At 71.7% G+C, this 18,157-nt stretch carries 21 protein-coding genes and 1 riboswitch; of the genes, 6 read left to right on the forward strand and 15 right to left on the reverse strand.

What is annotated here, in order from left to right; genetic code table 11:
• The first annotated feature begins 196 nt into the window (after positions 1 to 196).
• Positions 197 to 1,828: a substrate-binding and VWA domain-containing protein gene (locus ABD437_RS04305; protein WP_344647422.1), complete on the forward strand. Its 1,632-nt coding sequence runs from the start codon at positions 197 to 199 to the stop codon at positions 1,826 to 1,828.
• Positions 1,829 to 1,877: 49 nt separating this feature from the next.
• Here ABD437_RS04305 and ABD437_RS04310 read toward each other — a convergent pair whose 3' ends face one another.
• The gene (locus tag ABD437_RS04310) at positions 1,878 to 2,660 is read right to left on the reverse strand and encodes an ABC transporter permease (RefSeq protein WP_344647423.1); all 783 of its coding nucleotides are present in this window, start codon (positions 2,658 to 2,660) and stop codon (positions 1,878 to 1,880) included.
• A complete protein-coding gene (locus tag ABD437_RS04315) occupies positions 2,657 to 3,553 on the reverse strand; it encodes an ABC transporter ATP-binding protein (RefSeq protein ID WP_344647424.1) in 897 nt (298 codons plus the stop codon). Before ABD437_RS04315 ends, ABD437_RS04310 begins: the two co-directional genes overlap by 4 nt.
• 151 nt (positions 3,554 to 3,704) lie before the next feature.
• Between ABD437_RS04315 and ABD437_RS04320 the strand changes: the two genes are divergently transcribed.
• Together ABD437_RS04320 and ABD437_RS04325 are read left to right on the forward strand one after the other, a co-directional pair.
• Positions 3,705 to 4,892 carry a sensor histidine kinase gene (locus ABD437_RS04320; RefSeq protein WP_344647425.1) on the forward strand — a complete coding sequence of 396 codons (1,188 nt, stop codon included), beginning with the start codon at positions 3,705 to 3,707 and terminating at the stop codon, positions 4,890 to 4,892.
• A complete protein-coding gene (locus ABD437_RS04325) occupies positions 4,871 to 5,536 on the forward strand; it encodes a response regulator (protein WP_344647426.1) in 666 nt (221 codons plus the stop codon). Before ABD437_RS04320 ends, ABD437_RS04325 begins: the two co-directional genes overlap by 22 nt.
• A 13-nt stretch (positions 5,537 to 5,549) precedes the next feature.
• Here ABD437_RS04325 and thiE read toward each other — a convergent pair whose 3' ends face one another.
• The 7 genes from thiE to ABD437_RS04360 all read right to left on the reverse strand — a co-directional run bounded on the left by thiE (position 5,550) and on the right by ABD437_RS04360 (position 12,065).
• The gene (thiE, locus tag ABD437_RS04330; RefSeq protein WP_344647427.1) at positions 5,550 to 6,233 is read right to left on the reverse strand and encodes a thiamine phosphate synthase; all 684 of its coding nucleotides are present in this window, start codon (positions 6,231 to 6,233) and stop codon (positions 5,550 to 5,552) included.
• Positions 6,230 to 6,943: a thiazole synthase gene (gene thiG, locus ABD437_RS04335; RefSeq protein ID WP_425558091.1), complete on the reverse strand. Its 714-nt coding sequence runs from the start codon at positions 6,941 to 6,943 to the stop codon at positions 6,230 to 6,232. The genes thiE and thiG overlap by 4 nt, the downstream gene beginning before the upstream one ends.
• Positions 6,944 to 7,001: 58 nt before the next feature.
• On the reverse strand, positions 7,002 to 7,205 hold the full coding sequence (gene thiS, locus ABD437_RS04340; RefSeq protein ID WP_344647429.1) for a sulfur carrier protein ThiS: 204 nt from the start codon (positions 7,203 to 7,205) through the stop codon (positions 7,002 to 7,004).
• 29 nt (positions 7,206 to 7,234) lie between these two features.
• Positions 7,235 to 8,320: a glycine oxidase ThiO gene (gene thiO, locus ABD437_RS04345; RefSeq protein WP_344647430.1), complete on the reverse strand. Its 1,086-nt coding sequence runs from the start codon at positions 8,318 to 8,320 to the stop codon at positions 7,235 to 7,237.
• Entirely contained in the window at positions 8,317 to 9,177 is an 861-nt protein-coding gene (thiD, locus tag ABD437_RS04350; RefSeq protein ID WP_344647431.1) for a bifunctional hydroxymethylpyrimidine kinase/phosphomethylpyrimidine kinase, read from the reverse strand. Before thiD ends, thiO begins: the two co-directional genes overlap by 4 nt.
• Complete coding sequence (gene thiC, locus ABD437_RS04355; protein WP_344647432.1) at positions 9,174 to 10,730, reverse strand: phosphomethylpyrimidine synthase ThiC; 1,557 nt, start codon at positions 10,728 to 10,730, stop codon at positions 9,174 to 9,176. Before thiC ends, thiD begins: the two co-directional genes overlap by 4 nt.
• Positions 10,722 to 10,846: riboswitch (TPP riboswitch) on the reverse strand. Its footprint overlaps the gene before it by 9 nt.
• Positions 10,847 to 10,919: 73 nt before the next feature.
• Complete coding sequence (locus ABD437_RS04360) at positions 10,920 to 12,065, reverse strand: MFS transporter (protein WP_344647433.1); 1,146 nt, start codon at positions 12,063 to 12,065, stop codon at positions 10,920 to 10,922.
• 56 nt (positions 12,066 to 12,121) lie between these two features.
• On the opposite strand from ABD437_RS04360, the gene ABD437_RS04365 reads away from it, so the two are divergent.
• Complete coding sequence (locus tag ABD437_RS04365; RefSeq protein WP_344647434.1) at positions 12,122 to 12,838, forward strand: YqjF family protein; 717 nt, start codon at positions 12,122 to 12,124, stop codon at positions 12,836 to 12,838.
• A 52-nt stretch (positions 12,839 to 12,890) separates the two neighbouring features.
• Here the strand turns inward: ABD437_RS04365 and ABD437_RS04370 are convergent, their stop codons facing one another.
• The 5 genes from ABD437_RS04370 to clpS form a co-directional block, all read right to left on the reverse strand.
• Positions 12,891 to 13,841, reverse strand: a complete 951-nt coding sequence (locus tag ABD437_RS04370; RefSeq protein WP_344647435.1) for a PLP-dependent cysteine synthase family protein — start codon at positions 13,839 to 13,841, stop codon at positions 12,891 to 12,893.
• 50 nt (positions 13,842 to 13,891) lie between these two features.
• Positions 13,892 to 14,167: a MoaD family protein gene (locus ABD437_RS04375; protein ID WP_344647436.1), complete on the reverse strand. Its 276-nt coding sequence runs from the start codon at positions 14,165 to 14,167 to the stop codon at positions 13,892 to 13,894.
• Between the two features lie 106 nt (positions 14,168 to 14,273).
• Positions 14,274 to 14,678, reverse strand: coding sequence for a M67 family metallopeptidase (locus ABD437_RS04380; protein ID WP_344647437.1), 405 nt, complete (start codon positions 14,676 to 14,678; stop codon positions 14,274 to 14,276).
• A gap of 47 nt (positions 14,679 to 14,725) precedes the next feature.
• The gene (locus tag ABD437_RS04385; RefSeq protein WP_344647438.1) at positions 14,726 to 15,385 is read right to left on the reverse strand and encodes a DUF2017 family protein; all 660 of its coding nucleotides are present in this window, start codon (positions 15,383 to 15,385) and stop codon (positions 14,726 to 14,728) included.
• A 1-nt stretch (position 15,386) separates the two neighbouring features.
• Positions 15,387 to 15,677 (reverse strand): ATP-dependent Clp protease adapter ClpS, encoded by a 291-nt coding sequence (clpS, locus tag ABD437_RS04390; protein ID WP_344647439.1) that lies wholly within the window; start codon positions 15,675 to 15,677, stop codon positions 15,387 to 15,389.
• An 83-nt stretch (positions 15,678 to 15,760) separates the two neighbouring features.
• Between clpS and ABD437_RS04395 the strand changes: the two genes are divergently transcribed.
• Positions 15,761 to 17,029, forward strand: a complete 1,269-nt coding sequence (locus ABD437_RS04395; protein ID WP_344647440.1) for a nicotinate phosphoribosyltransferase — start codon at positions 15,761 to 15,763, stop codon at positions 17,027 to 17,029.
• A gap of 9 nt (positions 17,030 to 17,038) precedes the next feature.
• Positions 17,039 to 17,611, forward strand: coding sequence for an isochorismatase family protein (locus tag ABD437_RS04400; RefSeq protein ID WP_344647441.1), 573 nt, complete (start codon positions 17,039 to 17,041; stop codon positions 17,609 to 17,611).
• On the opposite strand, the gene ABD437_RS04405 is transcribed toward ABD437_RS04400, so the two are convergent.
• Positions 17,580 to 18,125 (reverse strand): hypothetical protein, encoded by a 546-nt coding sequence (locus ABD437_RS04405; protein WP_344647442.1) that lies wholly within the window; start codon positions 18,123 to 18,125, stop codon positions 17,580 to 17,582. The two genes, ABD437_RS04400 and ABD437_RS04405, sit on opposite strands and share 32 nt — an antisense overlap.
• Positions 18,126 to 18,157: the final 32 nt, after the last annotated feature.

An 18,157-nucleotide genomic window follows, 5' to 3' on the forward strand; every position in this document is an offset into this window, starting at 1 on the left:
AGCAGTGATGGCTCGCGGTCGACACCGCAGTGAGCAAGTGAGCCGCCGTTCGGCGGCCGAGCGAATCACCACCACAGGCGTTCGGCGGAGTAAAGCCATCGCACCGTGGGTGATCGTAGCGATCGTTCTGGCGACCGTGGTCAGCGGAACTACTTTCGGTTACTTATGGGTGACTGCCCGCTGCGGCGGAGCGCCCGTGGAGCTGGCGATCGCGGCCTCGCCCGACCAGGCGCCGGTCGTCGAGAAGCTGGCCGCGAAGTGGCAGGAGGACGCGCCGGAGATCGACGGCCGGTGCGCCGAGGTCAGCGTGCGCGCGGCGCAGTCGGCCGAGGTGGCGCAGTCGCTGACCCCGAACTGGAAAGCCGACTCCGACGTTCCCCGGGTGGACGTCTGGATGCCCGACTCCTCGATCTGGATCAAGAGCGCGGCGGCCCGGCCGGACGTCAAGCCGATGGTCTCGAACACGCCGACGGTCGTCGCGAAGTCACCGGTGGTGATGGCGCTGCCGAAGCCGATGGCCGAGGCGCAGGGCTGGCCCGACAAGGTGATCTCGTGGGCCGAGCTGGCCAAGACCCGCGTCGCCGGCACCACCTGGGCCCGGTTCAAGCACCCGGAGTGGCAGCAGATCAAGATCGGCATCGGTGACCCGCGGGCGTCGTTCCCGGCGCTCGGCACGCTGCTCTCGGTGGCCGACACCGACGGCGACAACTCGGTCACCGAGGCCGAGCTCAGCAACGCGCTCGTGCTCGCCCGTGCGTCGACCGTCGAGGCGGCCACCAGCGACACGTTCCTCGCGCGGATGCGTCAGGTGACGAACGCGCAGGCCGGCCTGATCAACGCCGGTCCGTTCCCGGCCACCGAGGCCCAGGTGGCCGCGTACGACAACGCGAAGCCCAAGGTGCCGCTGGTCGCGATCAACCCCGAAGAGGGCACGGTCTTCGCCGACTACCAGTACCAGGTGCTCAAGGCCGACTGGGTCGACTCGGTGCGGCAGAAGGTGGCCGCCGAGTTCCTGCGGTACCTGCAGAGCGAGGACTCCAAGAAGGCGTACGGCGCGGCCGGTTTCCGTGACGCGCAGCTCTCCACCCAGTACGCGGTCGGGCTCGACACCGACCTCGGCATGGGAAGCCTGCCCTCGGCCGCACGTGACCTCCCCGACATCAAGTCGATCTCGCAGACCGTGGGTTACTGGACCGCGCTGCAGCGCAAGGCGAACCTGCTCGCGGTCATCGACAGCTCCGGATCGATGGCCGACCCCGCGCCGGACGGCAACGGCACCCGCATGCAGGTCGTGCAGCAGGCGTGTCTGCGCGCCACCGCGCTGTTCAACCCGCAGTCGAACGTCGGCACCTGGCGGTTCTCCACCGAGCTCGACGGTGACAAGGACTACCAGGAGATGGTGCCGATCGGGCCGGTCGGCGGCCAGCTGCCGGACGGGACGCCGCGCAAGGACGCGCTCGAGGCGTCGATCTACAACAAGCTCGTGCCCGAGGGCGCGACCGGGCTGTACGACACCCTGCTCGCGGCGTACAAGTTCATGCAGAACCACTGGCAGGCCGACAACCGGCTCAACCTGCTCGTGATGATGACCGACGGGGAGAACCAGGACCCGAACGGCATCACGCAGCAGCAGCTGATCCAGCAGCTGCGCGCCGTCGCGAACCCCGACAAGCCGATCCAGGTGCTGATCATCGGTTACGGGCCGGACGCGAACCTCGGTGAGCTCACCACGATCACCAAGGCGGTGGGCGGCCAGGCGTACCCGGCACGCACCGGCGCCGACATCGAGAAGGTCTTCCTCGCGACCCTGATCGGCCGCGAGTCCTGACCCACACCGAAGCCCCCCCGTGCGTCGGCACGGGGGGCTTCGTCGTTCCCTACTTGATCTCGGTGCGCAGGACGCGGATCAGGCCGGCCGTGAGCGGGAGGAGCACCCAGAGCGCGGCGGAGACTCCCAGGCGCGCCCACTCGTCGCCCCCCATCGACGTGGTGAGCAGCGGCGCCGTCGTCGTGCTCAGGTCGAGCCACCCGGCCGCGTCCTTCAGGACCGCGACCGTGCCGCCGATCACCGACCACACCGTCGGGATGATGAAGTACAGGACGATCGCCAGGCCCGATGCCAGCAGCAGCGCCCCGAACGCGATGCCCAGCAGCATGTTGAGCAACTGGAACAGGAACGCGTAGAGGATCGTGTCGAGGCCCAGGTTCCAGCCGCCGCCCCGGTTGAGCAGCTCGGCCGCCAGGTTGCCGGCCAGCGCCACCACGATCGTCACCGCTACCGACATCACCGTGATCGCGACCGCAGCCAGCAGCTTCGCGGTGATCACCCGGCTGCGGCGCGGCACCAGCGCGAACGTCGTCAGTACGGTCTTCTGACCCCACTCGCTGGTGACCGAGAGGATCCCCAGCACCGGGAGCAGCAGGCTCACCCCGCCGGTGGCGAACGCGAGGAACTGCTCGGCGTTCCGGGTGTCCGACGGCCCGGCGAACACCCGCACGGTCACCAGCCCCACCACGACGAGCGCGATGCTGGCCAGCAGCCACCGCCCGGCCCTGGTGTCGGACATCTTGCGCAGCTCGACGAGCGTCAACCGCCCCAGCGACGGCGCCGCCGGTACGTTCCGCTGATGCGTGGAAACCTGCTCGGCGATCGTGGTCATGCCGCCACTCCCTCGTGGTGCGCAGCGGTGAGCTGCAGGAACATCTCTTCCAAGCCGTTGCCGTCGGCGGCCTTCAACTCGGTCAGGATCAGCCCCGACGCCGCCGCGACCCGGCCGACCGTCTCGGTGTCCGCGTCGACCGAGAAGCTGCCGTCGGCGGCCGGCGTCGCCGACAGACCCGCGGACTGCAGCGCGGTGCCCAGCACGGCCGAGCTCGTCGCACGCACCCGCACCCCGGCGACGCTGAGCAGGTCGGCCTTGCTGCCCTGGGCCACGACCCGGCCCCGGCCGATCACGACCAGGTGGTCGGCGATCACCTCGACCTCACGCAGCAGGTGCGAGGAGAGCAGCACCGTTCCGCCCCGGTCGGCGAACTCACGCAGCAGACCGCGCATCCAGAAGATGCCCTCGGGGTCCAGACCGTTGGCCGGCTCGTCCAGGATCAGCACCGCCGGGTCGCCGAGCAGCGCGTGGGCCAGCCCCAGCCGCTGCCGCATGCCGAGCGAGTAGTCCCCGACCCGGCGCTTGGCCGCCTCCGGGGGCAGGCCCACCCGGTCGAGCAGCCCCAGCACCCGCTTCCGGTCGACGCCGAGCACCCGTGCGGACACCGCGAGCGTCTCGAACCCCGTGCGCCCGGCGTGCTGGGCACTCGCGTCCAGGAGGACGCCGACTTCGCGGCCGGGGTTGGGCAGGTCGCGGTAGGGCAGGCCGTTGACCGTCGACGTGCCGTGCGTGGGTGGGGTGAACCCGCAGATCATGCGCATCGTCGTCGACTTGCCCGCCCCGTTCGGGCCGAGGAAGCCGGTCACACTGCCCGGCTCGCAGCGGAACGAGACGTCGTCGACTGCCTTGTGGGCGCCGTAGGTTTTCGTCAGTCGGTCAGCAACGATCATGGGTAAGAGCGTCGCCGCGGCGGGGGTCCGGTCGCTTCCGGCGGAAGGCTACGGGCCGTCGCGGAAGTCGCGGGCCGGATCTACTTAGGGTCCGGTGGGCCATCGACTTTGGTTGGTACCCGGCCGGGCGCGATGCCCGTAACCTGGGCATATGGCTCTGCTGAACCCGGAGTCCGACGAGCGGGAGGCCAACCGGTCGCGGCGCGATCTCGTGGTCGACGTGATCTGTCTGCTGGCTTCGCTCGCGTTCCCGGTCGGGTTCTGGATCGCGCTGGCGCTCGGCCACGACGTGGCGCAGAAGCCGATGCAGCGGGTCGACCTGGTGCTGGCCACGCTGGCGGCCCCGCTGGTCTGGTGGCGGCGACGGTGGCCGATGACGACGTCGATCGTCGTCTCGGTGATCGCCTCGGTCTCCACGCTGGCCGCCGTCCCGCAGGGCATCACGTTGATCACGGTGGCGATCCGCTGCCGTCCGCGGCTCGTGGTGCTCGCCACCGCGGTCTTCGTCGTCACCGGCGCGGTCTACAGCATCGTGCAGCCGAACCCGACGCTGCCGATGTGGGCCGCGGTGCTGGCCATCGTCCTGATCGCCGGCATCCTGGTGGCCTGGGGCAGCTTCATCAAGGCTCGGAGGGCGCTCGTCGACTCGCTCCGGGACCGCGCCCGCCGCGCGGAGGACGAGCAGAGTCTGCGCGTCGAGCAGGCCAGGCAGCTCGAGCGCACCCGCATCGCGCGGGAGATGCACGACGTGCTCGCCCACCGGATCTCGCTGCTCAGCCTCCACGCGGGTGCGCTGGAGTTCCGGCCCGACGCACCGCCGGACGAGATCGCGAAGGCCGCTGGGGTGATCCGCACCAGCGCGCACCAGGCACTGCAGGAACTCCGGGACGTCATCGGGGTGCTGCGCGCCCCGAACGGCGCCGAGCCCGACCGCGACCGGCCCCAGCCGACGCTCGGCGACGTGCCCGCGCTGGTCAGCGAGGCGCGCCGGGCCGGGGGCACGATCGACCTGGAGGTCCGGGTGGACGACCCGTCGGCGGTACCCGCGGTCGTCGGCCGGACCGCGTACCGGATCGTGCAGGAGGGGCTGACGAACGCGCGGAAACACGCGCGCGGTGCCGCGGTGCGGGTCACGGTGAGCGGCGACCAGGACGACGGTCTCACCGTCGAGGTACGCAACTGGCTTCCGCTGCGGGCCGAGACGTCACCGATCCCCGGCGCCGGAACCGGGATCGTGGGGCTCGGTGAACGGGTCGGGCTGGCCGGGGGGCGGTTGGAACACGGTCCCTCCACCGCGGGCGACTTCCGGCTGAAAGCATGGTTGCCGTGGACGACGTGACGCGGGTGCTGATCGTGGACGACGATCCGTTGGTGCGAGCCGGGCTGACGATGATCCTGTCCGGCACCGACGACCTCCGGGTGGTGGGTGAGGCCGCCGACGGGGCCGAGGTGCCGGCCGCGGTCGGGGCGTACTCGCCCGACGTGGTGCTGATGGACATCCGGATGCCGTCGGTGGACGGGCTGGCCGCGACCGAGGCACTGCGGCGGCGCCCGGATCCGCCCGAGGTGATCGTGCTGACCACGTTCGACGCGGACGAGTACGTGCTGCGCGCGCTGCGTGCCGGCGCCGGCGGGTTCCTGCTCAAGGACACGCCGCCGGCCGAGATCGTCCGGGCGATCCGGACCGTCGCGGCCGGCGACCCGATGCTGTCACCGGCCGTGACGCGTCAGCTCATCGCGCACGTCTCCGAGGCCGGGGTGGACGCCCGGAAAGCGCGGGCGGTCGCGTTGCTGGCGCAGTTGAGCCCGCGGGAGCTGGAGGTCGCCGAGGCGGTCGGGCAGGGCGCGTCGAACGCGGAGATCGCGACGTCGCTGTTCATGAGCGTGGCCACCGTGAAGGCGCACGTGTCGCGCATCCTGACCCGCCTGGAGCTCAACAACCGGGTGCAGCTGGCGCTGCTGGCCCACGACGCGGGCTCGTAGCGGGTTCTCGGGGCTACGACGGGTTTCCGGGGCTTCGGCCGAGCGGCTGGGCCCGGAAACCCGTCGTAGGCCCGGTTGCCCGCAGGCGCGCGGCCAGGCGCTGGGCGGCGGCCCCGGGGTCGTCGGCCTCGGTGATCGCGCGCACGACCACGACGCGGGTGGCGCCGGCCTCGAGCACCTCGGGGAGGCGGGCCTCGTCGATGCCGCCGATCGCGAACCAGGGTCGTTCGGTGCCGCGCACGTGGCGCACCAGGTCGAGGCCCGCGGCGGGGCGGCCCGGCTTGGTGGGGGTCGGCCAGCACGGGCCGGCGCAGAAGTAGTCGACGCCGGCCTGGGTGGCGGCGGCGTCGGCCTGCGCGGGGGTGTGGGTCGAGCGTCCGATCAGGACGTCGTTCCCGAGGATGCGCCGGGCCGTTCCGACCGGCAGGTCGCCCTGGCCCAGGTGCAGCACGTCGGCCTCGGCGGCCAGCGCGACGTCGGCCCGGTCGTTGACCGCGAGCAGCGCGCCGTGGCGTTCGCAGGCGGCCTTGAGCAGCGCGAGGCGTTCGAGCTCGTAGCGGGCCTCGATGCCCTTCGCACGCAGCTGGATGACGTCGACGCCGCCGGCGAGCGCGGCGTCGGCGAACTCCGCCAGGTCGGGGCGGTCGGGCGTGCACAGATACAGCCGCGCGTCCGCGAGCCGTCGCCTGCGGTTCACTCGTACACCGGCGGGGACGAGGCCTGCGCGTACCAGCGGCGGGGAACCCGGCCGGCCCGGTAGGCCAGGCGCCCGCTCTCGACGGCGAGGCGCATCGCGGTCGCCATCGCGACCGGGTCACGGGCACCGGTGACCGCGGTGGCGAGCAGCACCCCGTCGCAGCCCAGCTCCATCGCCTGCACCGCGTCGCTCGCGGTGCCGATCCCCGCGTCGAGGATCACCGGCACCGTCGCCTCCTCGACGATCAGCGCGATGTTGTGCGGGTTGCGGATGCCCAGCCCGGACCCGATCGGCGACCCCAGCGGCATCACCGCGGCGCACCCCACCTCGGCCAGCCGCCGCGCCAGCACCGGGTCGTCGTTGGTGTACGGCAGCACCGTGAACCCGGCCCCGACCAGCTGCTCGGCCGCGGTGAGCAGCTCCACCGGGTCGGGCAGGAGCGTCCGGTCGTCGGCGACGACCTCGAGCTTGATCCAGTCGGTCTCCAACGCCTCGCGCGCCAGCTCCGCGGTAAGCACCGCCTCGGACGCGGTGCGGCACCCCGCGGTGTTCGGGAGCGGCTCGATGCCGTACTCCTTGAGCAGCGGGAACACGCCCATCCCGGAGACCGCGTCCACGCGGCGCATCGCGACCGTGGTGAGTACCGTCCCGGAGGCGCGTAACGCCTCGCCGAGCACCGCGAGGTTGACCGATCCGCCTCCGGTGCCCATCACGAGCCGGGACGCCAGCGGCCTCCCGGCGATGACCAGTGCGTCCGTAGCCGCTGCTTTAGCCACCCTGCACCGCCATGAGGACCTCCACCTCGTCGCCGTCGGTCAGCTGCGCACCGGCCCAGCCACCGCGCGGTACCACTTCGCCGTTGACCGCCACCGCGACGCCGCGAGGGCTGAGCGTGAGCTGCTGGACGAGCACCGCGACGGTCGTGGGATCGGATACTTCGACCTCTCGGCCGTTCACCCGTAACGTCGTCATCATCCGTACCCTTTGAAGTCCGGTTTGGATCATCGAGTTCTGGTCGCGCTGAACCGGCCGGGCGCGAACGCCGGGTCCGCGGTTCCGCCGTTCACCAGCCGGGCGACGAGCGTGGCGGTCAACGGGGCCAGCAGAATGCCGTTGCGGCCGTGCCCGGTCGCCACGATCGTGTCGTCGCCGACGTGCCCGACGACCGGCGCGCCGTCCGGGCTCATCGGCCGGAGCCCGGCCGACGTCTCGGCCAGCGCGTACTCGTCGATCGCCGGGAGAACTCTGCGGGCGTCGGTGAGGAGCCGGTGCACGCCGCCGGCGGTGACCGTGCGGTCGAAGCCGACCTCGTCCTGGGTGGCGCCGACGACGAGCTCGCCGGTGGCGCGGGGCACCAGGTACACGCCCCGGCCGTCGACCAGGGCACGGACGGTCCGGGTCAGCACCGGAGTGGATCTCCGCGCGGCCAGCCGCAGGTTCTCACCACGCACCGGCCGGACCAGCCCGTCGAGCTGCGGGGCCAGCCGCGGTGTCCAGGCTCCGGCCGCCAGCACCGTGACGTCCCGCTCGTACCCGTCGGTCCCGGCCGGAGCCGGGGGGAACGCGGTGGTCACGTGGGTGACGCCGGCGGCGTCGGTCGCGGCGCGCAGGGCACGCAGGAGCGCGCGGTTGTCGACGCTGTGGTCGCCGGGCACGTCCAGGCCGGCGCGGACGCCCGGCGCCAGCGCGGGTTCGAGGCGGCGGCAGGCGGAGCCGGTGAGCCGCTCGACGTCGATCTCGAGCGCGGCCAGGCGGGCGGCCAGTTCGTCGAGCGCGACGACGTCGTCGGCGGTGTAGCCGACCACCAGGGTTCCGTTCGTGCGGTAACCCGGGTCGACGCCGGTGGCGGCGAGTGCCGCGGCGAACTCCGGCCAGGCGTCGACCGCGGCGCGACCGGCGGCGAGGAGCGCGGGTTCGGTCGGGTGCGCCTCGGTGATCGGCGCGAGCATGCCCGCGCCGACGAGGCTCGCGCCGCGGCTCTGGTCGGGCTCGAACACGGTCACCCGGGCACCGTCGCGGACCAGCGCCCAGGCGCAGGAGAGCCCGATCACTCCCCCACCGACCACCGCCACCCGAACCGCACTCACGACGCACCGACCGCGGCCGGAGCCGCACCCGCCTCCGACCCCGGGCCAGCGGGACCGGGAGGGGCCACCGGGTCGGAGGCGGGTGGGTGGCCGACGGGGCCGTGGCCGGAGCCGACCGAGTAGCTGGTCGCGACCGCCCTGGTCACGTACCGCTTGGCCGCGGCGACCGCGTCGGGCAGCGAATCGCCGCCGGCCAGCCGCGCGGTGATCGCGGCCGCGAGCGTGTCACCGCTGCCGTGGGTGTTGCCGGTGTCGATGCGCGCGGCGTCGAGCCAGAGCTCCGTCGTCCCGTCGGTGAGCAGGTCCCGGCTGCGCGGGCCGTCGCCGTGCCCGCCCTTCACCAGCGCGTACGCGGGACCGAGGGCGAGCAGCGCACGCGCGGCGTCACGCTGGTCGCGCGTCCCGACCAGCAACGCGGTCTCGTCCAGGTTCGGCGTCACGACCGTCGCCGCCGCGAACAGCCCGCGCAGCGCGCTCAGTGCGTCGGCACGCAGCAGCGGATCACCGTGCATCGACGCGCACACCGGATCGAGCACCAGCGGGACCGACCCGCCGCGCCCGATCCCGTGCCGCCGGAACGCCGCCCCGATCGCCTCGATGATCGGCGCCGACGCGAGCATGCCGGTCTTCACCGCACCCGGCCGCATGTCCTCGACGACCACCCGGATCTGGTCCGCCACCAGCGGCGGCGGGATCTCGTGGACCCCGGTCACGCCGACCGTGTTCTGCACGGTCACCGCCGTCACCGCGCTGGTGCCGTGCACACCGAACGCCGCGAACGTGTGCAGGTCGGCCTGCAACCCCGCACCGCCGCCGGAGTCCGATCCGGCGACGGTGAGCGCGACCACCGGGTTCACGGCTGGGCCACGGGCAGGTAGATCCGGTTGCCCGCCGCCCGGAACTCCGCCGACTTCTCGGCCATGCCGGGGGCGGCACGCAGGTCGTGGCTGATGCGCATGCTGCAGAACTTCGGCCCGCACATCGAGCAGAAATGCGCGGTCTTCGCCGGGGCCGCGGGCAGCGTCTCGTCGTGGAACGACTGGGCGGTCTCCGGGTCGAGCGCCAGCGCGAACTGGTCCGCCCAGCGGAACTCGAACCGCGCGTCGGACAGCTGATCGTCGTGCGCCTGCGCGCCGGGATGTCCTTTCGCGACGTCCGCCGCGTGCGCGGCGATCTTGTACGCGATCACGCCCGCCTTGACGTCGTCGCGGTCGGGCAGCCCCAGGTGCTCCTTCGGGGTGACGTAACAGAGCATCGCGGTGCCGTGCCACGCGATCATCGCGGCCCCGATCGCCGACGTGATGTGGTCGTACCCCGGCGCGACGTCGGTGGCCAGCGGCCCGAGCGTGTAGAACGGCGCGTCGTCGCACCACTCCTGCTGCAACCGCACGTTCTCGGCGATCTTGTCCATCGGCACGTGCCCGGGGCCCTCGATCATGGTCTGCACACCATGGTCCTTCGCGACCTTCGTCAGCTCGCCGAGCGTCCGGAGTTCGGCCAGTTGGGCGTCGTCGTTGGCGTCGTACACCGAGCCGGGCCGCAGCCCGTCACCGAGCGAGAACGTCACGTCGTACGTCCGCAGGATCTCGCACAGCTCGGCGAAGTGCGTGTAGAGGAAGTTCTCCCGGTGGTGCGCCAGGCACCAGGCCGCGAGGATCGACCCGCCGCGCGACACGATCCCGGTCTTCCGGCCGACGGTGAGCGGGATGTACGCCATCCGCACACCGGCGTGCACGGTCATGTAGTCGACGCCCTGCTCGCATTGCTCGACCACGACGTCACGGTAGATCTCCCAGGTCAACGCGGTCGGGTCGCCGTTCACCCGCTCCAGGGCCTGGTAGATCGGCACGGTGCCGATCGGCACCGGCGAGTTCCGCAGGATCCACTCGCGGGTCTCGTGGATGCGTGGGCCGGTGGAGAGGTCCATGACCGTGTCGGCACCCCACCGGGTGGCCCACACCATTTTCTCGACCTCTTCGGCCGGCGACGACGTCACCGCCGACGTGCCGATGTTCGCGTTGATCTTCACCAGGAACCGCTTGCCGATGATCATCGGCTCGGACTCGGGGTGGTTGACGTTCGCGGGTATCACCGCGCGGCCGGCTGCGACCTCGCTCCGTACCAGCTCGGCCGGGAGGTTCTCGCGGGCGGCGACGTACGCCATCTCGGGCGTGATCTCGCCGGCCCGCGCGGCCAGCAGTTGCGTCGGGTGGGTGCGGGTGCGGTCCCGTTTCGGCAGACCGTTCTCGAGGTCGGGGTGGAAGTCGGTCTCGGTGTACGGGCCGGAGGTGTCGTAGCGTTCGACGACCTGGCCGTTGGTGAGTTCGATCTCGCGGACCGGGACGCGCAGTGCGCCCCGGTACGCCTTGCGGCTACCCGGAAGAGGACCGGTCGAGACAACATCGCTCATGAGAGAGCTCCCTACGCCGGCATTACCCGGTCAGGTTCGAGCGGTCGGCGGCACCGTCCTTCTCGGACAGCCGCCCTCTCAGCCCGCTTTCGGCGCGAGCTCCCGCGTACAGTGACGCGGCCACCATAACGCCGCTTCCCCGCGAACCGGAACAGGTACGAGCCGTTGCATTCTGGGCACCCTGTGCTATCACGCCCGCGCGTGGAGCGGCGTCACGACCACCGCGACGGCGGCGGCGAGCGCGGCCGAGGCGAACGCGACCGGGTAGCCGGCGTGGGTGACGACCGCGCCCAGGACCGGGGCGGTCAGCGCGGCCACGCCGTTCTGGCCGGTGCCGTGGATGCCGAGCGCCCGGCCCGCCCAGCCCGGCCCGGCGTACTCGGCCACCGCCGTGAACGACAACCCGTTCGTCGACACCGAGACGACCGCCGCCGCGACCAGCGCCACCACCGCGACGCCCGGCACTCCGGCGGCCCCCGCGGCGAGCAACGCCAGCACCACCGCCGTCGTCCCGGCGAGGATCCGCATCGGACCGGTGCGTGAGCCGGCCCGGTCCGACCACCACCCGGCGAGCAGCCGCGCGGCCGCCCCACCGAACGCGGCGACGGCCAGCAGCCGGCCCGCCGTCGCCGCGTCCCAGCCGGACGAGTCGACCAGGAACACCAACCCGAACGTCGCCACCGCGAACTGCGGGAACACCAGCAGCGCCCCGGCGCCGTAGAGCCGCCACAGCACCGGCGCCCGGTACGGGTTCCCGTTCCCGGTCGCGCCTCCGGCCGCCGCGGAGCGGGCCGGATCACGCACCACGACCGCGACCAGGGCCGCGGTGGCGAGACACCCGGCCGCCAGGAACGTCAACGCGCCGGCCCGGCTGAGCACCGGGACCACGACGGCGGCCACCGCGACGCCGAGCGGCTGGGCCATCTGCCGGATCCCCATCGCGAGCCCCCGCTCGGCGGCCCCGAACCAGCCCAGGATCAGCCGTCCGCTCGCGGCGTTGACCGACCCCGCCGCGGCACCGGCCAGGACCAGGCACGCACCCAGCGCGACCGGCCCGGACACGACCGACGCCCCGAGCAGCACCACGCCGGCACCGCCCAGCCCCAACGCGATGACGCCCCGCTCGCCGTACCGATCGGCCAGCGCGCCCCAGCCCACGAGCGTCGCCAGCAGGCCGAAGATCGGGCACGCCACCAGCGTGGCGGCCTGGGTCAGCGAGAGGCCGTCGGCCCGGAGCCGCGGGAGGAGGTACGGCAACCCGTAGAGGAACGCGCACCCGGCCGTCATGCCGGCCACGCCCACCGCCAACACCACCCAGCGACGTCTCGATTCCATATTTCGAGACTAGCGTCCCAATTGATGGGACAGTCGCCAGGTGGCACACTTGACGCATGCAGGTCGAGCCCGTGACGCTGACGACCCCCCGGACGATCCGGCGGGCGATCATGACCCAGTGGTGGCGGGATCTGGCGTTCCTGCACTGGCCGGTCGAGCCCGACGTCGTCGCACCGCTGCTCCCGCCGGGCACGCGGCCGGACACGCTCGGCGGCGTGACCTACGTGGGGCTGATCGGGTTCACGATGGACCGCGTGGGGCTCCGCGTCGGGGTGCCGTACCTCGGGCGTTTCGCCGAGACCAACGTGCGGCTCTACTCGATCGACGCGGCCGGCCGCCGGGGCGTGGTGTTCCGCTCGCTGGACGCCGCGCGGCTACTGCCCGTGGTCGTCGGGCGCACGCTCTTCGGGCTCAACTACGTCTGGTCGACGATGAGCGTCCGCCGGCGTCCGGACGGCGCCTACACGTACCGCAGCGTCCGACGCTGGCCGGGCGCGGGCCCCGAGTCGGCGTTCACCGTGGTCCCGGGCGATCCCGCGCCACCGGACCCGCTGAACGACTTCCTCACCGCGCGGTGGGGTCTGCACACCGTGCTGCGCGGGAAGACGATCTACCTCCCGAACGAACACCCCGCCTGGCCGCTACGCAGCGCAACCCTGGTCGACCTGGACGAAACCCTTCTCCGCTCCGCCGGCCTCCCCGCCCTGCCGGGCCCACCCCCGAGCGTCCTCTTCTCCCAAGGCGTCCCCGTGCGCTTCGGCCCACCCCGGTAGTTGCATGTCGAGCGCCGCCAGGCGCGACTCGCTTGAACCTGGAGCCCGCCCACTAGGCCCAGAGTTGGCCCTCGAGAGCGGCTTCGGCTTCGGCCAGGGTGCCGGCGTAGGCGCCGGTGGAGAGGTACTTCCAGCCGCCGTCGCAGACCACGAAGACGATGTCGGCGCGCTGTTCGGCTTTCACGGCCTTGTGCGCGGTGGCCAGCGCCGCGTGCAGGATCGCCCCGGTGGACAGGCCGGCGAAGATGCCTTCCACTTCGATGAGCTGCCGGGTGCGCAGCAGCGCGTCGCGCGGCCCCACCGAGAAACGGGTGGTGAGCACGCTGGCGTCGTACAGCTCGGGCACGAAGCCCTCGTCGATGTTCCGCAGCCCGTAGACGAGCTCGCCGTACCGCGGCTCGGCCGCGATGATCTGCACGTCGGGCACCTTCTCGCGCAGGTACCGCCCGGTTCCCATCAGCGTGCCGGTGGTGCCGAGGCCGGCGACGAAGTGCGTGATCGTCGGGCAGTCGCGCAGGATCTCCGGGCCGGTGGTCTCGTAGTGGGCGCGCGCGTTGGCCGGGTTCCCGTACTGGTAGAGCATTTTCCAGTCGGGGTGTTCCTCGGCCAGTTGCTTGGCCATCGCGACGGCCTGGTTGGAGCCGCCCGCGGCCGGCGACGAGATGATCTCGGCCCCGTACATCCCGAGCAGCTGACGGCGCTCGATCGACGTGTTCTCCGGCATCACGCAGATCAGCCGGTAGCCCTTGAGTTTGGCCGCCATCGCCAGCGAGATGCCGGTGTTGCCGCTCGTCGGCTCGAGGATCGTGTCGCCGGGGCGCAGCCGCCCCTCCTTCTCGGCCTCGGTGATCATGTAGATCGCCGGGCGGTCCTTCACCGAACCGGTCGGGTTGCGGTCCTCCAGCTTCGCCCAGAGGCGGACGTTCTCACTGGGAGAGAGCCGGGGTAGGCCGACCAGCGGCGTGTCACCGAGTGCGTCGAGCAAAGAGTCGTACCGGGTCATGTCGGCCCCCTTCGGACGGCGCGGGGGCCGTGGGCCCCCGCGAACGAGACTCAGCCGCCGGCCACCGCAGGGAGGACGGTTACCTCGTCGCCGTCCTTCAAACCGGTCTCGAGCGCACCGGTGAACCGCACGTCCTCGTCGTTGACGTAGACGTTGACGAACCGGTGCAGCGAACCCTCGTCGGTGACCAGGCGCCCACGCAGGCCCGGGTACTTGCCGTCGAGGTCGCCGATGAGCGCCTCGAGCGTGCTGCCCTCGCCCTGCACGAGCTTCTCGCCACCGGTGTAGGTGCGCAAAATGGTCGGAATGCGAACGTCAATGGCCATGGAACACTCCTGGAAATAGCTGAACGGGAAGCCGGAAGTCAGCGAAGACGACAGTCGTAAACCACTTCGACCGGCGTGTGCGCGAACAGATACGACTGCGTCGGCGTCATGCGATTTCCACCGGTTCCTCCGTCACCACACCGTCGACGATGCGGAACGAACGGAACTCGACCCGGTCTTCTTCGCGTGTCGACACCAGCACGTAGTGCGCGCCGGGCTCGTTCGCGTACGAGATGTCGGTACGCGACGGGTACGCCTCGGTGGCGGTGTGCGAGTGGTAGATGACGACGGGCTCTTCGTCCCGATCGTCGAGATCCCGGTACAGCTTCAACAGATCCGTGGAGTCGAACTCGTAGAACGTGGGCGACCGCGCCGCGTTGAGCATCGGGATGAACCGAACGGGCTGATCGCTACCGGCCGGACCGGCCACCACACCGCACGCCTCGTCGGGGTGGTCGCGGCGGGCGTGCGCCACGATGGCGTCATGGATGGCCCGGTCGAGTTTCAACACGCCCACCAGCGTACCCAGCGCATCCGACGGAAAAGTGGTGAGCTGCGCTACTCCGGATCGAGCGCGTCGACCAGACTGGCCTGCAATCCGGTCAGGAACTGATAAAGCGACAGGCCCAGCACCCGCGCCCCGGTCGGATCGGCGCCCGCGGCGGCGTCCAGCTCGGCCAGCGGATCGGTGTCGCCCTCGATCTCCAGCGCGGTGCCGAGCATGAGCCGGGCGTCGTTCAGCGCCAGCAGCCACGCCTCGGCGCGGTCGGCGTCCAGGCGGATCTCCCCGCCCTCGAACGGAAGGTCGTCGAGGATGACACCGGCGTTGCCGATCTTCTCCTCACGCAACGACGACTCGGTGAGGCTGCGGAGTTCGGCGGCCGACTCCGGGTCGTCGCGGTACCCGTCGGGAAAGAGCCGGGCCAGCACCGGATCGAGGCTCGGGCCGGCGACGCCGTCCTCGACCAGCTCGATCTCGAGGTCCTCGGGTTCCGGCTCGATCTTGTCGAAATCGTCGAAGACGTCGAACGGCTCGCGGGGCGCCTCGGAGGCGCGGCCGAGCGACCCCGGCCCCAGGTCGAGGCTCATGACCCCGCGCCGGTCACCGGCCTGGATCAGCCCGGCGACCTGCGCGACGACCAACCCGACCGCCTGCGCCTCTTCGGCGCTCAGGCGGAGCGTCAGGGAGCTGTCCGAACGTGTGAAGCCATAGGTCATGTCAATCCTGCTGCAGCGTGGCCCAGAGCCCGTGCGAATGCAGCCGGGCGACGTCGAGCTCCATCTTTTCGCGGGAGCCGGTGGAGACGACTGCACGGCCTTTCTGGTGGACGTCGAGCATGAGCTGGGTGGCTTTGGGCTTGTCGTAGCCGAAGAGCTTCTGGAAGACGTAGGTCACGTACGACATGAGGTTGACCGGATCGTCCCAGACGACAGTGACCCACGGCTTCTGCTGCGCGGGCCTTTCTGCGGTGCTCGGCGTCTCCGCCGGAGCGACCAGAGGAGCGGTCATGAACCCCATCGTGCCATCGCTGGAGGTTCTCGCAACAACCCCGGGCAACAAGTATTCGATGAGCTGCTCGTACGCTGGTGGGCATGGGGACAGCACTGCTGACCGACCACTACGAGCTCACGATGCTGGCCTCGGCGCTGCGCGACGGCTCGGCCCACCGTGAGTGCGTGTTCGAGGTGTTCGCGCGCCGGTTGCCGAAAGAACGGCGCTTCGGCGTCGTCGGCGGCACCGGTCGTGTCCTGGACGCCCTGGTCGACTTCCGGTTCGACGCCGACGACCTCGAGTTCCTGCGCAGCGCCGGCGCGGTCGACGACGACACCGCCGCGTGGCTCGCGGACTACCGCTTCAGCGGCGACATCGACGGTTACCCCGAGGGTGAACTGTACTTCCCCGGGTCGCCGATCCTCACCGTCCGCGGCACGTTCGCCGAGGCCGTGCTGCTGGAGACGCTCGCGCTCTCGATCCTCAACCACGACTCGGCGATCGCCACCGCGGCCGCCCGGATGGTGATCGCGGCCAGCGACCGGCCGCTGATCGAGATGGGTTCGCGACGCACGCACGAGGAGGCCGCCGTGGCGTCGGCCCGCGCCGCCTACCTGGCCGGGTTCACCGCCACGTCGAACCTCGAGGCCGGCCGCCGCTACCGCATCCCCACCACCGGCACCAGCGCGCACGCGTTCACGCTGCTGCACGACACCGAGAAGGCCGCGTTCACCGGCCAGCTCGCCGCGCTCGGCGTCGGCACCACGATGCTCGTCGACACCTACGACATCACCGCCGGTATCCGCACGGCGATCGAGGTCGCCGGCCCGGAGCTGGGCGCGGTGCGCATCGACTCCGGGGACCTCGGCGTGCTCGCCGTCCAGGCCCGCCAGCAGCTGGACTCGCTCGGCGCGACCGGCACGCGGATCGTCGTCTCCGGTGATCTGGACGAGTACTCGATCGCCGCGCTGGCGGTCGCTCCGGTCGACGTCTACGGCGCTGGTACGTCGGTCGTCACCGGCTCGGGCGCGCCGACCGCGGGCATGGTCTACAAGCTGGTCGAGGTCGAGGGCCGGCCGGTGGCCAAGCGCAGCGAGAACAAGGCCTCGCGCGGCGGACGCAAGACCGCGGTGCGCCGCTACCGGTCCACCGGCACGGCGGTCGAGGAAGTGGTCTCGCTCTCCACGCCGCAGCTGGGCGAACACGACCGCCCGCTCCAGATTCCGCTGGTGCGTGCCGGTGTCCGCACCGCCGGGGCCCCGGACCTGCTCGCCTCCCGGGACCACCTGGAGAAGGCGCTCGTGACGCTCCCGTGGGAGGGCCTGAGCCTGTCCGCGGGTGACCCTGCCATCCCGGTCATTTTCAGTTAGGGGTATCCGATGGCCCGTGCGTTGATCGTCGTCGACGTCCAGAACGACTTCTGCGAGGGCGGTTCGCTCGCCGTCACCGGTGGCGCCGGGGTCGCGACCGCCATCTCCGCCGCGCTGGCCGCCGACGCCCGGCAGTGGGACCGGGTCGTCGCCACCCGCGACCACCACATCGACCCGGGCCACCACTTCTCCGAGAACCCCGACTTCGTCGACACCTGGCCGGCCCACACGGTCGTGGGCACCGGCGGTGTCGAGCTGCACCCGAACTTCGACACCGGGCGGGTCGAGGCGATCTTCGACAAGGGCGAGTACGCGGCGGCCTACTCCGGCTTCGAGGGCCTCTCCGAGGGCAAGGCCCTCACCGACTGGCTCCGCGAGCACGACGTGACCGAAGTGGACGTCGTCGGCATCGCGACCGACCACTGCGTCCGGGCCACCGCGCTGGACGCCGCACGCAACGGCTTCGCCACCACCGTCCTGCTCGACCTGACGGCCGGTGTCGCCGCCCCCACCACGCAGCGCGCGCTCACCGAGCTGGAGCAGGCCGGCGTCACGCTCGTGGGTGAGCCGGTCGTGTCTTAGGGAACACGGTGTAGGTCAGCGCGACGATGCCCCAGATGACCACGATCTTCGGCAGCGCGGACAGCGTCCCGCCGAGCGCCTCGGTGCGCTCGGCGTCGTCGACCAGGCGGATCGCGCCGAACAGCAGCGCGCCGGAGATCCCGCACGCGATCACCGCACGCAACCACAGCTTCCACTCGTACACCGCCCGCTGAGTGCCGTACCTGGGCGGCTTCGTGGGCACCGGACCGCCGGCGAAGCGGTGCGCGAACCGTTCGTCGGCCCAGCGCACCAGCGTCGGGCCGAACGCCACCGAGAACCCGATGTACAGCGCGGCCAGCCCGTGCGACCAGTCGGCCGTCGCGCCCCCGCGCAGGTCGACAACGGCCGCGACGAGCGCCACCAGGTCGACGAACGCGGTCGCGACCAGCAGCGCCGCACCCAGCCGCTTGCGCCGCAGCAGATATCTGGCCGCGAGCCCGGCGCCGAGCACGACCCAGAACCCGATTTCGCACGCGATGATGACGGCAACCATGCTTCTCAGCGTCCCGGCGCCGGCGCGCTGCG

The organism is Cryptosporangium japonicum, assembly GCF_039524755.1.
Classification (GTDB): domain Bacteria; phylum Actinomycetota; class Actinomycetes; order Mycobacteriales; family Cryptosporangiaceae; genus Cryptosporangium; species Cryptosporangium japonicum.

Excerpts from the sequence above, each read along its gene's own strand:
- ABD437_RS04310 (WP_344647423.1), bottom strand. The coding sequence starts at position 2,660 with ATGACCACGATCGCCGAGCAGGTTTCCACGCATCAGCGGAACGTACCG.
- ABD437_RS04325 (WP_344647426.1), top strand. The coding sequence starts at position 4,871 with ATGGTTGCCGTGGACGACGTGACGCGGGTGCTGATCGTGGACGACGAT.
- ABD437_RS04385 (WP_344647438.1), bottom strand. The coding sequence starts at position 15,385 with ATGACCTATGGCTTCACACGTTCGGACAGCTCCCTGACGCTCCGCCTG.
- thiC (WP_344647432.1), bottom strand. The coding sequence starts at position 10,730 with ATGAGCGATGTTGTCTCGACCGGTCCTCTTCCGGGTAGCCGCAAGGCG.
- thiG (WP_425558091.1), bottom strand. The coding sequence starts at position 6,943 with ATGGGCACCGGAGGCGGATCGGTCAACCTCGCGGTGCTCGGCGAGGCG.
- clpS (WP_344647439.1), bottom strand. The coding sequence starts at position 15,677 with ATGACCGCTCCTCTGGTCGCTCCGGCGGAGACGCCGAGCACCGCAGAA.
- ABD437_RS04370 (WP_344647435.1), bottom strand. The coding sequence starts at position 13,841 with ATGACCCGGTACGACTCTTTGCTCGACGCACTCGGTGACACGCCGCTG.
- ABD437_RS04320 (WP_344647425.1), top strand. The coding sequence starts at position 3,705 with ATGGCTCTGCTGAACCCGGAGTCCGACGAGCGGGAGGCCAACCGGTCG.
- ABD437_RS04395 (WP_344647440.1), top strand. The coding sequence starts at position 15,761 with ATGGGGACAGCACTGCTGACCGACCACTACGAGCTCACGATGCTGGCC.
- ABD437_RS04365 (WP_344647434.1), top strand. The coding sequence starts at position 12,122 with ATGCAGGTCGAGCCCGTGACGCTGACGACCCCCCGGACGATCCGGCGG.
- ABD437_RS04360 (WP_344647433.1), bottom strand. The coding sequence starts at position 12,065 with ATGGAATCGAGACGTCGCTGGGTGGTGTTGGCGGTGGGCGTGGCCGGC.
- thiS (WP_344647429.1), bottom strand. The coding sequence starts at position 7,205 with ATGACGACGTTACGGGTGAACGGCCGAGAGGTCGAAGTATCCGATCCC.
- ABD437_RS04400 (WP_344647441.1), top strand. The coding sequence starts at position 17,039 with ATGGCCCGTGCGTTGATCGTCGTCGACGTCCAGAACGACTTCTGCGAG.
- ABD437_RS04315 (WP_344647424.1), bottom strand. The coding sequence starts at position 3,553 with ATGATCGTTGCTGACCGACTGACGAAAACCTACGGCGCCCACAAGGCA.
- ABD437_RS04405 (WP_344647442.1), bottom strand. The coding sequence starts at position 18,125 with ATGGTTGCCGTCATCATCGCGTGCGAAATCGGGTTCTGGGTCGTGCTC.
- ABD437_RS04375 (WP_344647436.1), bottom strand. The coding sequence starts at position 14,167 with ATGGCCATTGACGTTCGCATTCCGACCATTTTGCGCACCTACACCGGT.